General features: G+C 46.2%; 14 protein-coding genes. 8 read left to right on the top strand and 6 right to left on the bottom strand.

Going from position 1 to position 16,686, the window contains the following annotated elements; all coding sequences use genetic code 11:
- Positions 1-1,080 precede the first annotated feature (1,080 nt).
- From ASG85_RS30120 to ASG85_RS30105, 4 genes are all read left to right on the top strand, one after another.
- Positions 1,081-2,058, top strand: coding sequence for an ABC transporter permease (locus ASG85_RS30120; RefSeq protein ID WP_082588296.1), 978 nt, complete (start codon positions 1,081-1,083; stop codon positions 2,056-2,058).
- 3 nt (positions 2,059-2,061) lie between these two features.
- The gene (locus ASG85_RS30115; protein ID WP_057304010.1) at positions 2,062-2,958 is read left to right on the top strand and encodes a carbohydrate ABC transporter permease; all 897 of its coding nucleotides are present in this window, start codon (positions 2,062-2,064) and stop codon (positions 2,956-2,958) included.
- 64 nt (positions 2,959-3,022) lie between these two features.
- On the top strand, positions 3,023-4,621 hold the full coding sequence (locus tag ASG85_RS30110; RefSeq protein ID WP_060648669.1) for an extracellular solute-binding protein: 1,599 nt from the start codon (positions 3,023-3,025) through the stop codon (positions 4,619-4,621).
- Between the two features lie 18 nt (positions 4,622-4,639).
- The gene (locus ASG85_RS30105; protein ID WP_060648664.1) at positions 4,640-6,403 is read left to right on the top strand and encodes a hypothetical protein; all 1,764 of its coding nucleotides are present in this window, start codon (positions 4,640-4,642) and stop codon (positions 6,401-6,403) included.
- A 25-nt stretch (positions 6,404-6,428) separates the two neighbouring features.
- Here ASG85_RS30105 and ASG85_RS30100 read toward each other — a convergent pair whose 3' ends face one another.
- On the bottom strand, positions 6,429-7,496 hold the full coding sequence (locus ASG85_RS30100; RefSeq protein ID WP_235550260.1) for a glycoside hydrolase family 105 protein: 1,068 nt from the start codon (positions 7,494-7,496) through the stop codon (positions 6,429-6,431).
- Positions 7,497-7,627: 131 nt separating this feature from the next.
- Here ASG85_RS30100 and ASG85_RS30095 point away from each other — a divergent pair, with 131 nt between their 5' ends.
- On the top strand, positions 7,628-8,551 hold the full coding sequence (locus ASG85_RS30095) for an AraC family transcriptional regulator (RefSeq protein ID WP_060648663.1): 924 nt from the start codon (positions 7,628-7,630) through the stop codon (positions 8,549-8,551).
- Between the two features lie 295 nt (positions 8,552-8,846).
- On the top strand, positions 8,847-11,150 hold the full coding sequence (locus tag ASG85_RS30090; RefSeq protein WP_060648661.1) for a helix-turn-helix domain-containing protein: 2,304 nt from the start codon (positions 8,847-8,849) through the stop codon (positions 11,148-11,150).
- 49 nt (positions 11,151-11,199) lie between these two features.
- On the opposite strand, the gene ASG85_RS30085 is transcribed toward ASG85_RS30090, so the two are convergent.
- Together ASG85_RS30085 and ASG85_RS30080 are read right to left on the bottom strand one after the other, a co-directional pair.
- Positions 11,200-11,556 carry a DoxX family protein gene (locus tag ASG85_RS30085; protein ID WP_162251253.1) on the bottom strand — a complete coding sequence of 119 codons (357 nt, stop codon included), beginning with the start codon at positions 11,554-11,556 and terminating at the stop codon, positions 11,200-11,202.
- Between the two features lies 1 nt (position 11,557).
- Entirely contained in the window at positions 11,558-12,325 is a 768-nt protein-coding gene (locus ASG85_RS30080) for a DODA-type extradiol aromatic ring-opening family dioxygenase (protein ID WP_060648660.1), read from the bottom strand.
- 178 nt (positions 12,326-12,503) lie between these two features.
- Here ASG85_RS30080 and ASG85_RS30075 point away from each other — a divergent pair, with 178 nt between their 5' ends.
- Positions 12,504-12,824, top strand: coding sequence for a winged helix-turn-helix transcriptional regulator (locus ASG85_RS30075; protein ID WP_057304017.1), 321 nt, complete (start codon positions 12,504-12,506; stop codon positions 12,822-12,824).
- A 389-nt stretch (positions 12,825-13,213) separates the two neighbouring features.
- Here the strand turns inward: ASG85_RS30075 and ASG85_RS30070 are convergent, their stop codons facing one another.
- From ASG85_RS30070 to ASG85_RS30060, 3 genes are read right to left on the bottom strand one after another with little or no spacing between them, the layout of a single operon-like run.
- Complete coding sequence (locus ASG85_RS30070) at positions 13,214-13,594, bottom strand: ArsR/SmtB family transcription factor (RefSeq protein ID WP_060648658.1); 381 nt, start codon at positions 13,592-13,594, stop codon at positions 13,214-13,216.
- A 1-nt stretch (position 13,595) separates the two neighbouring features.
- On the bottom strand, positions 13,596-14,021 hold the full coding sequence (locus ASG85_RS30065; protein WP_057304019.1) for an SRPBCC family protein: 426 nt from the start codon (positions 14,019-14,021) through the stop codon (positions 13,596-13,598).
- A 30-nt stretch (positions 14,022-14,051) separates the two neighbouring features.
- Positions 14,052-14,432, bottom strand: coding sequence for a hypothetical protein (locus ASG85_RS30060; RefSeq protein WP_057304020.1), 381 nt, complete (start codon positions 14,430-14,432; stop codon positions 14,052-14,054).
- A gap of 237 nt (positions 14,433-14,669) precedes the next feature.
- On the opposite strand from ASG85_RS30060, the gene ASG85_RS30055 reads away from it, so the two are divergent.
- Complete coding sequence (locus ASG85_RS30055) at positions 14,670-15,671, top strand: Gfo/Idh/MocA family protein (protein ID WP_060648657.1); 1,002 nt, start codon at positions 14,670-14,672, stop codon at positions 15,669-15,671.
- Positions 15,672-16,686 lie beyond the last annotated feature (1,015 nt).

Raw genomic sequence — 16,686 nt, 5'->3', positions numbered from 1 at the left:
TTGTATTCGTCCACGAAAATACATCATATTATTCCTTATATAGGAAATTATTCTAACAATATTTTCATGTTAGGTTTGATGCATTTGTAGTGTGTTTTACATCGTTGCAGGTGATATAAGGCCTGATATCCGCGCTGTGTGCAACTTGTAACGATGTTTTACATCGTTACAGATGCCTCAGCCGTGGCTGTCGCTCGCTAGAACGATGATTTTCATCGTTGCAGATGAAAACAGTGCTGGCACCCGCGCTGTATGTGGCATGTAATGATGTCCTAGAAGCTGGGAGGGGCTGTTAATCGAAGGACCTAGCTAATGGCCAAGGTTTTCTTAACATATAAGAATGTTTAAGTTTTTTACAGAACTAAAGCGTTAATGGATACCTTTAAGTGCAACCGCAATTCCTGCGAAGCTTGTGAAGGGGAAATGTACTGGATATTACAAGGGGTTTACCGATATTAATACCGAATTGAAAGCCGATTAGGGAATAGAGAAGTGGAAGGAGCACAAAGTAGAACAGAAAAGGGAATAGAATTGGAGTGGAAAAGCGATAGCGGCCGTATTTGAAATCGTGTTATAACCGCTAAATAAATTCAAAGAAGCACGATTTCAAGGCCCTATGTCCAATTCCCTCCCAACTAAACGTATCGCATAGCACAACAAAGGACCTAGCGGTGATCATTCTTCTGCTAGGTTTTTTTAGTGCGTCTGGGTTTGGAGAGTGGGCTTGCGGTGAGCGTGCGTAGAGCGTAGGGAGAAAGCGCGATATCCGAGCTTAAAGCGAGAGTGCGCATAGCATAAGCGCTGTTATCCGCGCTTATGGAACCGAGGATCGCCCATCACTGTACTCGAATAAGCTCGTTTCGCCGTCAAGGCACGGAAACCAAGGTAAACCGCCTTCGTTACCGTATTGATTAGTTGCGGTCACCTTAGGAAAATGAACCTAGTTTAAGTAAGGTGACAGGGCAATTGTTAAGAAAAGACAGCAGAGCAAAACGTGTCTATTTGCAAGTAAGCAGCGGCAGGATACGATGATGTCGCCGGCACAACAGCAGGCTCACATTTGGAAAGGGTGAACACAACATGGAGGAAAGAGTGACCGGCTTACATAAGAAGCTAAGCCAGCGGAAGCCAATTCCAACCAAGCCGATTCCGTCCGCATTCCGAGGCCGCTTGATACGGGATCGACATTTGTATCTGATGCTTCTGCCTGTGATTGGATTTTATCTGCTATTTAAATATGCTCCGATGGCCGGCGAGATTATTGCCTTCAAGGACTATCGATTCGCCGACGGCATCTTCGGCAGCAAGTTCGTAGGGCTTAAACACTTCACAAGCTTATTCCAAAGCATCGATTTCTGGAGAGTATTAAGAAATACGCTGGTGCTCAATGTATACAGCCTTGTTTTTGGATTTCCGGTACCGATACTACTCGCGCTTCTGCTTAATGAAGTACGCAAAGAATGGTACAAGCGGACCGTTCAGAATCTGCTCTACTTGCCCCATTTCATCTCATGGGTTGTCCTTGGGGGCATCTTCATTGCTATGCTTTCACCAAGCACGGGAGTTGTCAATTTGGTGCTGACGAAGGTGTTTGGCATCGAGCCTATTTATTTCATGGCTAGCTCAGGCTGGTGGCCTGTTGCTTATACCTTATCAGGCATATGGCGGGAAGCGGGCTGGGGCACGATTCTTTATCTGGCTGCAATGGCCTCGATTGATCCGCAGCTGTATGAAGCGGCCAAGATGGATGGCGCATCGAAGCTTCGTCAGATTTGGCATATTACATTGCCGGGCATTCGCAGCACAATAGCTATCCTGCTCGTTCTTCGAATGGGGCAGATGATGGATGTGGGGCTTGAGCAGACACTGGTTCTGCAGAACATGTCCGTCTTGGATGTTGCGGATGTAATTAGCACATACGTGTATCGTGTCGGTTTGCAGAATATGAACTACAGCTATACAACGGCTCTAGGGTTGTTCCAATCCGCAGTTGGGTTGATACTGGTCGTAGGTGTAAACAGATTGACTCGAGCGTTTGGAGAACGGGGGTTATGGTAAGCGATGCAAAGTTTATATAAAAAGCAATCCCTCGTAACCCGTCTAGGGACGTCAGCAAATTATGCGATACTCGGTTTTCTTTCGTTAATTGCCTTATACCCGTTCTGGTATGAGGTTGTATCGTCCTTCAGCAGCAGCAGGGCTATTACAGCGGGTGAAGTGACGTTGTGGCCGGTCGAATTCAATGCGGAGGCCTATAAGCGTCTTTTCCAGGATGGACAGCTCTTTGTAGCGATGTGGAATACGGTGCTGGTAACCATAGTCGGCACAGCGCTCAATATGACACTTACTTTACTGGCTGCGTATCCGCTTTCCAGACGAAGACTGATGGGGCGTAATGGGCTGCTTATTTTCATCACCTTCACCATGTTGTTCGTTTCGGGGGTAATCCCGAATTTTATACTCGTTAAATCATTAGGACTTATGGATACCTATTGGGCTTTATGGCTTCCCTCATTAATCAGTACGTACAACATGTTTGTGATGAAAACGTTCATGGAAGGCTTGCCGGAGGAAGTGGAGGAATCAGCGTCTATTGACGGCGCGGGGGATTGGCGAATTCTGGTTCAAATCATTTTGCCATTATGCAAACCGATCATAGCTGCTATCTCACTCTTTTATGCCGTAGGCTGGTGGAATTCATACTTCAATGTATTGCTGTATGTTACCAAAACAACCAAGCAAACCTTAACGCTCAAGCTCTATCAAATGATCCTGCAGGTGGATCAGAATCTACTGGATCGTGCGTCCGGCAGCGAGGGTGTTGCGGAGATGACGCTTACACCCGAAGGGATTAAAGCGGCAGCGATTGTCATTGCAGTCACGCCCATTCTGGTCGTTTACCCGTTCTTACAGAAGCATTTTGTCAAAGGCGTCTTGATTGGATCGGTCAAAGGCTGATATCTTGGGGCAAATAGTCCTTGATATATACCACACAATATTTAGGGGGATGGAACCATTGAAAATGACTAAACATGCGTGGAAACCAGTTCTTGCAGCAAGTATGTCTTTAGCAGTATTAGCTGCTTGTAGTATGAATACGACTAAAGAGGGGAGCAGTTCAGCAAAGCCTCAAGGAAGTGCAACAGCTACGGTAACAGCGGCCGGTCCGAAGAAAGAAATCAGCATTTCCGCTTTTGATCGTGGAACAGTAGCCGCAGAGGAAGGCAGTTACGAGAGCAACCGTTGGACAAAGTGGATGAATGAGAATTCGCCGGCTAAGGTAACCTGGGTGCCAGTACCTCGTGCGCAGGCTCAACAAAAGCTGAGTACCCTAGTAGCTTCCGGGAGCGCACCTGATCTCATTTGGGAGTATGACCGCAACTATATTGCGCAATTGGCTAACCAAGGTGCCATTCAACCGGTAGATAGTTTTATCGAGAAATATAGCACGACTTTGAAAAAGTATCTTCAGGAGCATCCTGAGCTTAAATCAGCTTCGACGATTAACGGCAAGATGTATGCGGTCACAAGCAGCAGAAGTATAGATGGGATTGCCAATCACGGAATGTGGATTCGTCAGGATTGGTTGGATAAGCTGGGCTTGAAGGCGCCAACGACAACGGAAGAATTGATCGAGGTGGCCAAGAAGTTTAAGGAAGCAGATCCGGACGGTAACGGTAAAGCAGATACAGTGCCTATTGTGTTTAATGGCAATGGTGTGCAAATCATTAGAGCTCTCTTTTTCGTGAATGAGAATCAGTGGTATTTGGAAGAGGGCAAGCTCAAGTTTGGCAGAACATTGGATCGTTACAAGGATTCTGTTGCCTATCAGAAAACATTATTCGATCAAGGCTTGTTAGATAAGGAGTATATCACGGATAGCAACTTCCAGCGCGCTCGTCAAATGTGGACGACTGGCAAGGCAGGTATTTATTTTAGTTCATGGAATATGCAAAACGAATATATGGATCTTAAGAAAAATGTACCCGATGCCAAAATGGTTCCTTTAGAGCCGGTGGCCAGCAAGTATGGGAAAAATGGTTTGTATCAAGAGCTTCCGGCGAATATTCTGGTAGCCTTTAACAGTAAAATGAAAGAGGATAAAATCGAATCCGCTGTTAAATTCCTCGATTGGATGATGGATAAAGGGGATATGGCGATGAAATACGGCGAGGAAAATGTCCATTACAAGTTAATTGACGGTAAGATCCCGCAAGTCATCGATGCTGACAAATCCCGTAAGGAAGTTGGCTATGCTGCTGAGTATGCGATTGTAACTGATTTTAGCCTAAAATCCGACTGGTTCCCGATCATGGCTGCTCAGGATCCGCTCTCCCAGGAATATGCCAAATTGAAGACACAGGCACTGGATGTGGCACTCAAAAACAAATACCGCAGAGACATAGCCTTTAGCCCGGATATTCCGGAAGTAAGCCAACTGATCGCCACCTTCCATCCGATTGCTACGCAAATCGAGGTGAAAGCTGTTACTGGAGGCAGTGCATCAACCCCAGAGGCTGCTATGGAAGAGTCGCGTAAAGAGTGGAAGCGTCTTGGCGGGGACAATGTGGAGAAGCTTGCACAAGAGTGGTATGAGAAGAATAAAGAATTCTTGAAATAAAGGAGGAATTTTTCCGGCATGAGCGTAAAAGAGACTATTCTTGATCATAAAGCACTATTGATAAAAGCAATCACAGCCAAAGAAAGCGAGTACGATTCTCAGGTCTATATGCTTCGTCGGCCTTTTCATAGCCCAGGGTATCATACTACGCTAACGGCGAAAGATCACCCGACGACTCATCCGACTTATCAATCGCTGCTCTATGCAGTTGGCTTGCTAAATACGGAAATAAAGGAATATGAACAGAGGGCCTATGATATCATTGGCCGTCTGTTATCCTTGCAGGATCGCAATCCGCTAAGTGATACTTGTGGTATATGGCCTTGGTTTTACGAAGAGCCGCTTACACAGATGGCTCCTCCTGATTGGAACTGGGCGGATTTTTGCGGCAAGGAGCTGCTTCTTGCGGTACTGCGTCACGGTCATAAGCTGCCTGAAGCGCTGAAAGATCAGATTCGCGAATCGGTAAGCTTTGCATGCGACGCGATCATCAAGCGGAATGTAGGACCGCACTATACGAATATTGCGATTATGGGGGCATTTGTGACCTTGATCGCTGGTGAGCTGTATGAACGGAAGGATTATGCTGATTATGGGCTGGAAAGGCTAGAGAAACTGCAGCAATATACAGCCAATCTAGGGACCTTCCAAGAATTCAACAGTCCTACCTATTCTGTCATTGCCATTGTAGAGCTGTCTAAAATTCGCGAGTATTCCCTCCATTCTCGTGCGAAGGACATAACCGCCGAATTGTTAGACAAGGTTTGGCGAATGGTGGTGGAACATTATCATCCGGTCTCCCAGCAATGGGCCGGTCCGCATAGCCGCAGCTACAGTACCTTACTGACGAATAAGGCCAAATCCTTCCTGCAAGTCGCTACCGATAACAAGCTGGTTTTCTTTGTCTCTGACGAATTGGATTATGATGCGGAGTGGTTTGGCAGCGGAATAGAGTGTCCGGAACAATATGTTGAACAATTTACACGAGTTGAGGTACGTGATCTTAGGCAGCCTTATTATCGCAATGAGGAGACTGGATTCGTGAAATGGGCGGAGACTTACATAACGCCGCAATATGCGATCGGAGTGTTTAGGAAAGAGATCATGTGGAATCAAACAAGAGGGATGGTCGCATATTTCGATAATGGCGGGCAGTCGACCTATCTGCAAATGCGCTGCTTACATGATGGGTACGATTATTGCTCGGCTGTTCTCAGTGTTGCGGCGAGCCGCAACCAATTGCTGTTAGGTGTAAACTTTCTGACGAACGGCGGGGATACACACCCGAATTTGGATCGTATCCAAGGCCGTATAGAGGCAGCGGATTTCCGGATTCGAATGGAATTTGGCGGTTGCTTGGAGCGTATGAGCATTGAGCAGGAAGGCGCTGTGGCGCAAGTGCAGATCAATGGACTGCCACTGCGCTTCGAAAGCTTATATGCTGCCTTTGAGGGTACTGGAGAGAACCAACTACGCTGCGGTGACAAAAGCGTATCCTCCGCTACCGCCGGTTGGAACTGGGAATGGAGCAAACAGGGAGACACCTATGGACTGGATCTGGTTATTTACACAGGCGAGCGGCAAACCATAGACTTCCAAGCTATGGACAAAGCTGCGTTTTTATTCTCGTTAGCTATAGGTGACTCGGTGAACGAATTGCCTCTGATTGTCATTGAAGAAGAAGCTGAGCACGTGATAGCAAGGCAGGATGACAATCGTGCTGACGGTTCGCAGCAACAACTGTCGATTTCCTTGAAGCCGAATGATAAGCATCCGAACTAAGGAAGCAAAAAAAGGAGCTCGCCAATTAAATGGCGGTCTCCTTCCTTTTTTCAAGCATTTCGGAGAGCAGCATTAGCACTAATCCCTGTCCATAAAGCGTTGGATAACATGGAATTGTGTTATAAGCTTCAATCGTCGGCATAACAGGTGTTCCGCCCGACACGCCGGTTACTTCCCCGCTAGGCAGAACTTTTGATAGAATAGATTCAGCAGCGCGATAGGCTGCTTCCTTGGTGGATGCGTCCAACAAACCGCGTTTCACGGCTAGTAGAATGCCGCAAGCGATACCGGCGCTGCCTGAAGTCTCTGGATAGTAATCAGGTTGATCCATGACGGTGGCCCATAGGCCATCTGCTTGTTGATAACGGATGAGTCCTTGCATCATAGCACGGTAGCGTTCTAAAGTTTCTTCGGGTACTTGGGTGAGGCCCTCGAGTTCTTGCAGGATCATCGGCGTTGCGACTGCGATCCATGCGTTAGCTCTCGTCCAGCGTGCAGCGGACATATGATCCTGGGCGATGCAGTTCCAACCGTGGAACAGCACACCTGATCTGTCGTCCTGAAGTAACCGCAAGTGGAGGTCAAGCTGGTTGACAGCTTCTTGGGCATAGGCGGTTTCACCGGTAAGGCGGGCAAGCCGCGCTAGGAACAGATCAGCCATGAAGATCGTGTCAGCCCATACCTGCTCCGGGAAGCTGGCATTCTCGGTAACGGTATGCTCAAAGGCGCCCTCCCTTGTACGGGGAGCTTCGGTTAGCATCCACTTCCCGATGCGCTCGGCAGTTTCTAGGAAGACGAGGTCCTTCGTGTGGCCATAAAGAGCAGGAAATATGGCGAAGGGAGCCATGGAGTTAATGACCTTCAGATGCTCCGATTTATGCATGTTTTTGCGTGCCCATAAGGTCAGATGATCCAGGATCTCCTGTTTTTGCGTGCTTTCATAATAAGCTAGTATCGATATAACGCCGACACCGGGCACCCAGTCCCAATGATGAATATCCAACCCCCAATTTCCTGAATGATTAGATAGCATGTAACCATAAATTTGACTGGCGGTTTGTTCTAGGTGAGCAGATGTAAGTGTAGTTGGCACTGTCGTATTCCTCCTTGAAAGAGTAGTGGCATACGTTCACTATACTATGCAGGAGGACCGTTAGGCTTGGCGTATGCTCTTATTGACTTGGGGTATTGTCTACGAATTAGAACCGAAGGAAGTGAAGAACTGTGAGCGGGGTGAAATCGGAAAACGTAGAACTGGTGGAGCAGCCTGATGCCATTGGAGCATCAATAGATGAGTGGACGAATCTGACACTTTCTGCCTTTCCTGTTCATTGTTTGTATCGAACGACGAACTTGTACCAGCGCAGCTTCCATTCGCATAGCGGATTCGAATTTTATTTATGTATACAAGGTAGCGGCAAATATATTGCCGGTGAACGGATTCATACACTAGGACCGGGAAGCTTCACGGTTGTAAGGCCTATGGCCATGCATAGATCCCGCCCGGATATGGAGGTTCCATTTCATCGCTATGTCCTTGCCGTGGAGAAAAGCTATCTGGAGGATTTGTACGAGCGAGATGGACAAATAGCCGCTTGGATCGAGCAGTGGCTTCCGGGACCGGGTAGCGACTCCTTCCATGTCCAGTTGAATGCCCGCCAATTGCTGGGTTTGCAGGAAACGCTTAGTCAACTGGAGCGGGAAATCCGAGAACAGCAGCCGGGATATCCCCTTGCTGTGAAAGGGCTTCTTCTGCATATGTTTACTCAGTTAGGCCGGTATCAGACGGATATAGGCATTGTTCAGCCGGGATCGGAAGACCGGAAGAGGGTCGTCGAAAGCATACTGAGCTATATGATGGAGCATTTCCAGGAACCTTTGCGCATAGAGGATTTGTGCGGACAGTTTCACCTTTCGCGATCCTATCTTTGTAGAATTTTCAAACAGGATACAGGGGTCTCTGTCAATGAGTTTCTAATTGCTTATCGCATCAATAAAGCGAAGGACTACTTACAGGGGAGCGATCTGCCCATAACGGAGGTTGCGGCTTCTGTAGGGTTTCAGGATATTTCCCACTTTTGCCATACGTTCAAAAAATTGACGGAGTTGACGCCAAGCGGTTATCGGAACTTGTACCATTCCATTTAAATTCGTACATCAGTCGGCATGCTGGGCGAGAGAGTTCTCTTGTCTGGGTATGTTTTTTTTCATTCGGGGAAGTGACCTATTGGCGGATCAAGTTACATCTTTTAAAGACAGTAGTATTGAGGCCGTTGAATAGTACTCTTACAGCGTTGGATCAAAAGAAATGCGACGTCCCACAAAAACTGTCTATTGCGATTTTAACAGTATTTGATAAGGTTAGTTCAGCATTCCCCTCCAGGACAGCTGTGTTAATGGTACAATAAAAAACAAAAACAATGCGACCGAGCGGAGGTCCACCATGAGAACCAGCATATCCGGAAAAGCCATGATGATATATGGTATCGTATTCCTCTTCATCATCGCCTTGACCTTCTGGTTATCCTATGCCGGCACTGTAGGTAGGCTGCAGAAGGACTTGCAGGATGCTAATCTTGCGCTGCTGAAACAGGTTGATTCCAAGATAGAGGCTGCCTTTCGCCAGACGGAGAAGGATCTGCTCTCTATGGCCGAAGGGCTGGAATTTGTTTATTTTATGAATAACAGCTACAGTGATGACGGTCACAGATATAGCATTTACTATACATTGACAAACAGATTGAGGGAATTTATTTCAAATAATCCGAATTATTCTTCCGTCTTTGCGTATTCACATATCAGTGGCGACTTAATGACAGAGGAAACCTATTTAAAGCAAGCTTCGTCAGAGTTCAATTGGTTGGCCCAGTACCTGGATATGCCTGAATATTTTAAGTGGCTAACGACTCAGAAGGTATGGGATGGTCATGAGACCCAAGATGTGATTACCTTGGTCCGCAGCTTTCCTAGCCTTAGCAGTCCTGGCTTCAGGAAGGGTCTAATGGCTATTAGCATCAAAGAGGCTCAGTTGTCTCAGATGATTAAAGCCATCTATGAGGATGGCCACGCTGGTCAATTTTTCATTCTGGATGCGGAAGGAAATGTCGTCACTCATGACGATAAGAACCAGCTTTACCGCAACATGAAGTCGCTGCCGTATATACAGTCGATATTAAGAGATCCAGACAGCGGATCCTTCAATGTGAAGCTGGACGGGATTCAGGAGTCAGTTTTTTACCGGACGAGCGGATACACAGGTTGGAAATTTGTTAGTATAATGCCAGAGTCCACCGTATTTGAGCCGATCAAGGTTACACGCAATCTGCTGCTCACATTTGCCGTCGTTATGTTCTTTTTGGCATTGGCTGCATTATTTTATGTGAACCGCTGGACCTTTAAGCCGTTGGATCGTTTGGCAGGTAAGCTGTCCGGCGTGAACAAGCGTAGAGGGCAGGGAGCAGAGAGTATAGGACTCAGAAACCTGGAGCTTATATTCGATGAGATGGTTACAGACCGTGAGCACTTGGAACAGCATGTCAGGGATTCAAAGCCTATGCTCAAGTGGAAGATCATGATGGATGTATTGAACGGCAACCGTTCCGATTTCCATGCGATGTATCATCATTTGGAATTTTTGGGCATTCACATGTATTCGGAGCGCTTTATCGTTTGTACGGCTGAGATTGGCAAGGAAGGAGAACAGCTTAATCCGCGGGACGAAACGTTGTACACCTATATGTTCTGCAATGTCGCAGAGGAGCTAATCCGAACTGAGCATGCGGGTTTGGCCATTGATTTGGGTGGTGGCCGGGCGGCTGTTCTTCTCAGCTTCGCAGAAGGTGATGCAGAGCAAAATCATTTGAGAACATTAGTCATACTTGAACTCATCCTTGATATCATGAAGAGGCAGTTTGGCTTAACGGTAACGGTCGGAGTCGGTAAATGCCGCATGGAGATGAAAGAGATACCGAGCTCCTTCGATGAATCGCAGAAGGCGCTTCATTATAAGATGATCTTTGGCAAGCATTCGGTCATATCGGTAGATGACTTGCAGCCGCCGGACCGCCAGGATTATTATAAGCTCAGCCGGATGATCGATCCGGTGATGGAGGCCATGAGGCAAACAGATCGCGTCAAGATGCTCGCATACTTATCGGATACATTCCGTGAAGCGGTTGGGAGCAATCTTCCTCCGGAGCTGATCAGGCAGCTGTGCTACGACCTTGTGATGAAATCTTTGCAAACCGTCAAAGCCATTGGGATTGAGCCGGAAATATCGATGGGTCCCCTAAGCAGCTTCTATGACCGGATCGGGAAATGTGAGAACTGGAAGGATGCGGAGCGGCTAGTCGGAGATACGCTCGAGGGCTTGGCTTCACAAATTGAGGAAAAGCGCAATCAACGTGGGAAAAATGAGACGATCGAGCGAATGTTGGACTATATCCGAGAGCATTATCAGGAGTATGATCTGTCATTAGACCGGTTGGCCGAAATGTTTCATCTCACTCCGCCTTACATCAGCAGACTGTTTAAGGATCATACGGAAAGCAATTTTATTGATTATATGATCGAGATTCGCATTAAAGCGGCAATGGAGCTTTTGAAAAATAAGTCCATTAAAGTTAATGACGTTTCGGGAGCAGTCGGATATGCAAATACGCGAAGCTTCCTGCGCACCTTCAAAAAATATACAGGCTTAACGCCAACGGAGTATCGGGAACACATGTCGAAGCCTGTACCGTCGTAAGTCGCAAATAACGGGTATCACCTGCCGTCTGGCTGGGATACCCGTTTGTTTATGCGCGTTTGGAACGCCTTAGTACAACAATGAATGCCAGGATGAGAAAAATAAGCGGCAATGCCGCAGTACTCATACCTTGACCTGATCGGACATGAGTTAGCATGGCGCCGGCCATTATAACTACAATAGTGCCAGCGGAGAAAAATGCGATGCGCGGCTTCCAGAAGCCGATAATTAACCCAATCCCAGCCAATAATTCAATGGCTCCAACAACATACATGGCGTTTAAACCATACCCATAGGTTACTTTAAAAGCTTCCACCTGCATGGGATTAGTGGATAATTTCAAGAGGCCAAACATTAAAAACGCTGCTGCCAGCAAACCTTGAAATAGGCGAGTCGTCCATTTCATATTAAAAAGAGACCGAAAGATAGCTGAGCGAGCCGACTTCATAGCTGCGATGAATCACTTGAACGGGACGTTCCGGGTCGCCGCTGCCCATTGTAATAAAGAGCGGAATGAAATGCTCTGGTCTTGGGACGGCCATTCGAGCGTTAGGGGCTAAAGTGGCGTAGTCGAACAGCGCCTCCAAGTTCTGCGTTTGCATATTCTGAATGAGCCATTCGTCGAAATCAACAGCCCAAGCATCTGGCTCTTTGGCATCCCAGTTGAGAGCTCGCAAGTTATGCACAGTAGCACCGCTTCCGATAATCAGGATATCCTCCTGATCAAGGCCGCGCAGTGCTTCACCGATGCGATACTGCTCCGCAGGCGGTAAGTACGGATTGACGGACACTTGAATGACTGGGCATTCTGGTGTTGGAAACATCCGCAATAGCGGAACCCAAGAGCCGTGGTCAAGCCCACGCTGTGAATCCAAATTCACAGGGATACCTTTCGCTGTGAAACGGTCAGCGATCATTCGAGCCAGCTCCACATCCCCTTTGGCAGGATATTTGATTTGAAACAGTTCATCCGGGAAGCCGCGGAAATCGTAAATGGTGTCGTATGCGTCATTGGTGGACGAAATAGTGAGTACCTCTGTTTCCCAATGAGCCGTGAAGATGACAATAGCTTTCGGGGAAAGCTTCTTGCCGTAGTCGAGCAGGAATTGCGTGCAAGCTGTATCTTGAATAGCCATCATGGGAGATCCATGCCCTACAAATATAGGTGAAATCATGATAAAACACTCCTTTAGAAATCACTTTTCTTTAAATTACTTAAATTCACTTAGTTACTTTATGTAACTGATATTACGTCAAAATGTTAGTTTCGTCAAGTAACTAAATTACTTTTTGTAACCTTGTATATCCGTGTCAACTTACTCTATAATAAATAGACATATAGAGGTGATAAACATGGAACGCAACCTATTGTGTCCTCGTTTCGAAAAAGCTGTAGAAATCCTCAGCAAGCGCTGGACATCGCTTATCGTTTTTCAATTACTATCAGGCCCGCAGCGGTTCATAAATATCGATCAAGCACTTCCGAATTTGAGCGGCAAGGTATTGTCGGAGCGACTGAAGGAGCTTGAGCATGAAGGTATCGTTAAGAGGGTAGTATTCCCAGAAAGTCCCGTTCGTATCGAATATTCACTAACAGACAAGGGGTTGGCGTTGGCTCCGATTTTCGGTGAGATTACGAAATGGTCACAAGAGTGGCTGCCTGTTCAGGAGTAGGTTGTGTAAAAAAAGGTTATCCAACCTGTGGAATCAGCAGGGGAGATGATCTTTTCGAGTAAGCGCGTGGTTCATTATGCGAATACGGTAACTGAAGTTGCTTATTTTCCTTAATAGCCCCGGTTATGAGTGCATAAGCAAGTTAGGCATGCTTATTGTTGGCTAATAGACCCTGGAAGTCTTTGTTTATTAGCTAATAAGCATGTCCTGAGGTCTTATGTGACGAGATGCACGAATATTAGAATGAATAAACAAGCTGAACTTGCTTATTCATCTCTAGCTAAACTGCTTTGCGTAGAAGGCTCGGTTAGTTTCGATTTGTAATTCCCCCTAAAGTATAGAGACCGCTCATCTCCTATTGGAGAGAGCGGTCTCTATACTTTATCTTATTATTCATGTTTCGTGGGATCGACCAATTCCAAAGCGGATAAAGCATTTCCGCCTTCCTCGTCGTCCGATTCCACGAACCGTTTGAGCACATTTAACTTGTTTTCCCAATAGCGTTCATAATAGGATAGCCAACGCTTCAACTCCATAAGCGGTTCCGCCTCCAGCCTGTACCGGGTCTCGCGGCCGACTTTGCGTTCTTTCACCAACCCGGCATCAGCCAAAATGCGAAGATGCTTGGATACCGCGGTACGGCTCATCGGGAAATGGCCGGAGATAACCGTGACGGGCATCTCTTGATCGCCGAGCAGCTGCAACACCTGACGGCGGGTAGGATCGGCGATCGCTTGAAAGATGTCATGCTTCTGCGAGGGGGCTGCCATCTTAAGCCTCGACGTGAGCAGCCAGTTTCTTCGCCAAGCCAACCCAGCCCATTGACATGGTCTCGCGAACAGCTGTGTGAGGTTGACCAAATTCCGTAACTTTGTCCGCATCCCAACCGGAGTGGATGAGAGTGAACTCCGTTTTGCCTTCTAAATCAGTCAATTCGAAAGTCAGCGACCAATCCTTGCCCCAAGCGAAAGTCAAACGGTTCGGCGGGTCGAGCTCGGTTACTTTACAAGGGGATTTGCCAAAAGGTCCTGCTTCCAAATGAAATTCATAGCCAACTTCTGGCTTGAAATTATTGGGCATGAGCCAAGCTGCGATGCCATCAGATGTCGCTACGGCATTCCAAACCTTTTGAATCGGTGCGTTAAAAACAAGTGTTTGCTTGATATCCGGCAATGTGCCTTGAGTCTGATTTTCCATAAATAAGAAGCCTCCAATAATTAATTTTTTTTAGGATTTCGTTTTTACTTTACTCTTATGACGCAAACGCAGGGCCGACCATTTATCGTCCACCGCAACATTGCTTACAAGACGATAGTCCGTTTTCTCATCCATCAACTTCCACAGAATGTCACGGTTAATGTCGGTTTTCACCTTCGAGCTTTGCTTCGGATAGGTTATCCAGAACACAGCCTCTTCGTTCAAAAGGGCAATCGCTTTTGGTGCCCACTCCTCCACCTCAGCGGCATTGTTAACAAAAAGCTGAACAAAATCGTAGGTCCCATTCGGCTCCTCATTATCCTCAATGCCAAGCTTGTAGCCTTCAGGTGCATGAAGAACGAGAGCTCGTCCTTGCTTGTAGCGCAGCTTTTTCAGCAATTCGTCTTGCATCGTATGTCATTCCTTCCCGTATGTCCTTTTCGTATTGTATCCAAAAGACTAGGTTTTCTAAAGGCATTACAATACGAAACCAAATGGTTACACAAAGGATTATACGAAACCTTTTAGTTTCATGTCAAGGGGAGTATTAAGGGGGGAATTCTGACTTCATGTTTCTGTTCTCTTTTTCAACAATTCTATAATCATGGTATAGTTATAAAAAACAAGAGTGGAATAAAGGAGAGCGATATGATACGTTTTGCTGTTATTGGAACCAACTGGATTACGGAAGAATTCATTCATGCTGCCCGCGAGACGGGGGAATTCGCCTTAACTGCCGTATACTCGCGTACAGAGGAGAAAGCTGCGGAATTCGCTCAGAAATTTGAGGTTTCTCATATCTATACAAGCCTAGAAACGTTTGCGCAAAGTAAGGAATTCGACGCAGTTTATATCGCGAGTCCGAACTCGTTTCACGCTGAATACGCGATACTCTGTATGAATCATGGCAAGCATGTCATCTGCGAAAAGCCTGCGGCATCCAATACCGCTGAGCTCTCAGCGATGATTCAAGCTGCACAAAGTAATAAAGTGGTGTTCATGGAAGCTCTCAAGTCAACACTGCTTCCTAATTTCAAGGCGATACAAGACAATTTACATAAGTTGGGGAAAATTCGTCGTTATTTTGCGAGTTATTGCCAATATTCCTCTCGGTATGATGCTTATAAGCAGGGAACGGTACTGAATGCTTTTAATCCCATTTTTTCCAATGGCTCGATCATGGATTTAGGCGTTTATTGTATTTATCCGTTGGCGGTGCTTTTTGGCGCTCCTGAACGTGTACAAGCAAGCGGAGTCCTGCTGGAGTCGGGTGTGGATGGGGAGGGCAGCCTGCTGCTGAGCTACAAAGAGATGGATGCGGTTATCATGCACTCCAAAATTTCAAGTTCATATCTACCTGCGGAGATTCAGGGTGAGCATGCGACGATGGTCATCGATAAAATCAACACGCCTGAAAAAGTTGAAATCCGTTACCGAGATGGTTCTGTGGAAAACTTGACGCGGGAACAAGCTGTAAGAACGATGCGGTATGAAGCGGAAGAATTTATACGGCTTATTAAAAGTGGAACATTGGAGTCCACGACGAACTCACATGCGAATTCAAGCATAGCCATGGCCATTATGGATGAGGCTAGAAGGCAGATGGGGCTTGTTTTCCCTGCGGATCGTAAAGCGGGTCATTTTGAATGAGTAAGGTAGTGAACCTTCCTTGCAATTGAATCAAAGTATGCCAAAGCACCACTCCGCCGCTAGTGTGTAAAGAATAAAGGTTTACTCCGTTTTTGTGCAAGAGTGGCTATCAAGGTTGAGTAAGTTCGATACAGGCAAGCGAAGTAAAGTGTGCTACAGGCATGCGAAGTTGTACATTGCGCAACAATAAGCAAGATAATCGGCGTTATCACATCAATTGTTGCAGAAAATACAACATTTCCTCCCGGAATTAGCTCAATTGGGCGAAATACGGGGAAAATGTTGTACAACATACAACAACGACAGCTTAATGAGAAGAAACCGCCGAGAATTGTTGTACGTTGTACAACTTTTGCTCATTTAAGCCGGGTAAAGATTGAAATATAGAAAAACAAAATCAATCACAGAGTAAAATTCGCTTATTCATAGTCTCATTCATCAACACCAAACGCCAAACGCCAAACGCCAAACGCCAAACGCCAAACGCCAAACACCAAATACTAAATACTAAATACTAAATACTTAATACCAAACACTAAATACTTAATACCAAACACCAAACACTAAATACCAAATACCAAACACCAAACACCAGCACCAGCACCAGCACCAGCACCAGCACTAAAGCTAACACCCACAACAATCCATTCCCTACTAGCGGTGGCTTCACTTCTTAATGTGTTCAAAAAAGGTTGTCTCAAAAGTAGCTACAGCTACAAATGGGACAACCCTTTTTTCACAAATAAAAATTTATATGTTTTGGGGTAAGCAAAGCTTACCTTTATTTGAGTTGAGAGAAAGGTCGAAATACCTGAACTTAAGGGATTTGATTGGATTGTATCCAATGATGTCTCATGACATCTGCGGTTGGGGTTAGTTTCATTGGATTTATACAGTGGAATATGTGGAAATTGAACTTCTGTCAAGAAAGTAGACACAACTTTATGAAGCCTGAAGTTGCTTGTAGTAGTTTTTTTCGAACCAATACGGGGACTTATTGCCTAATGTAGAATGG

This window comes from Paenibacillus sp. Soil724D2 (genome assembly GCF_001427935.1).
GTDB lineage: Bacteria > Bacillota > Bacilli > Paenibacillales > NBRC-103111 > Paenibacillus_E.
This window is presented reverse-complemented; position numbering and strand designations above follow the sequence as displayed.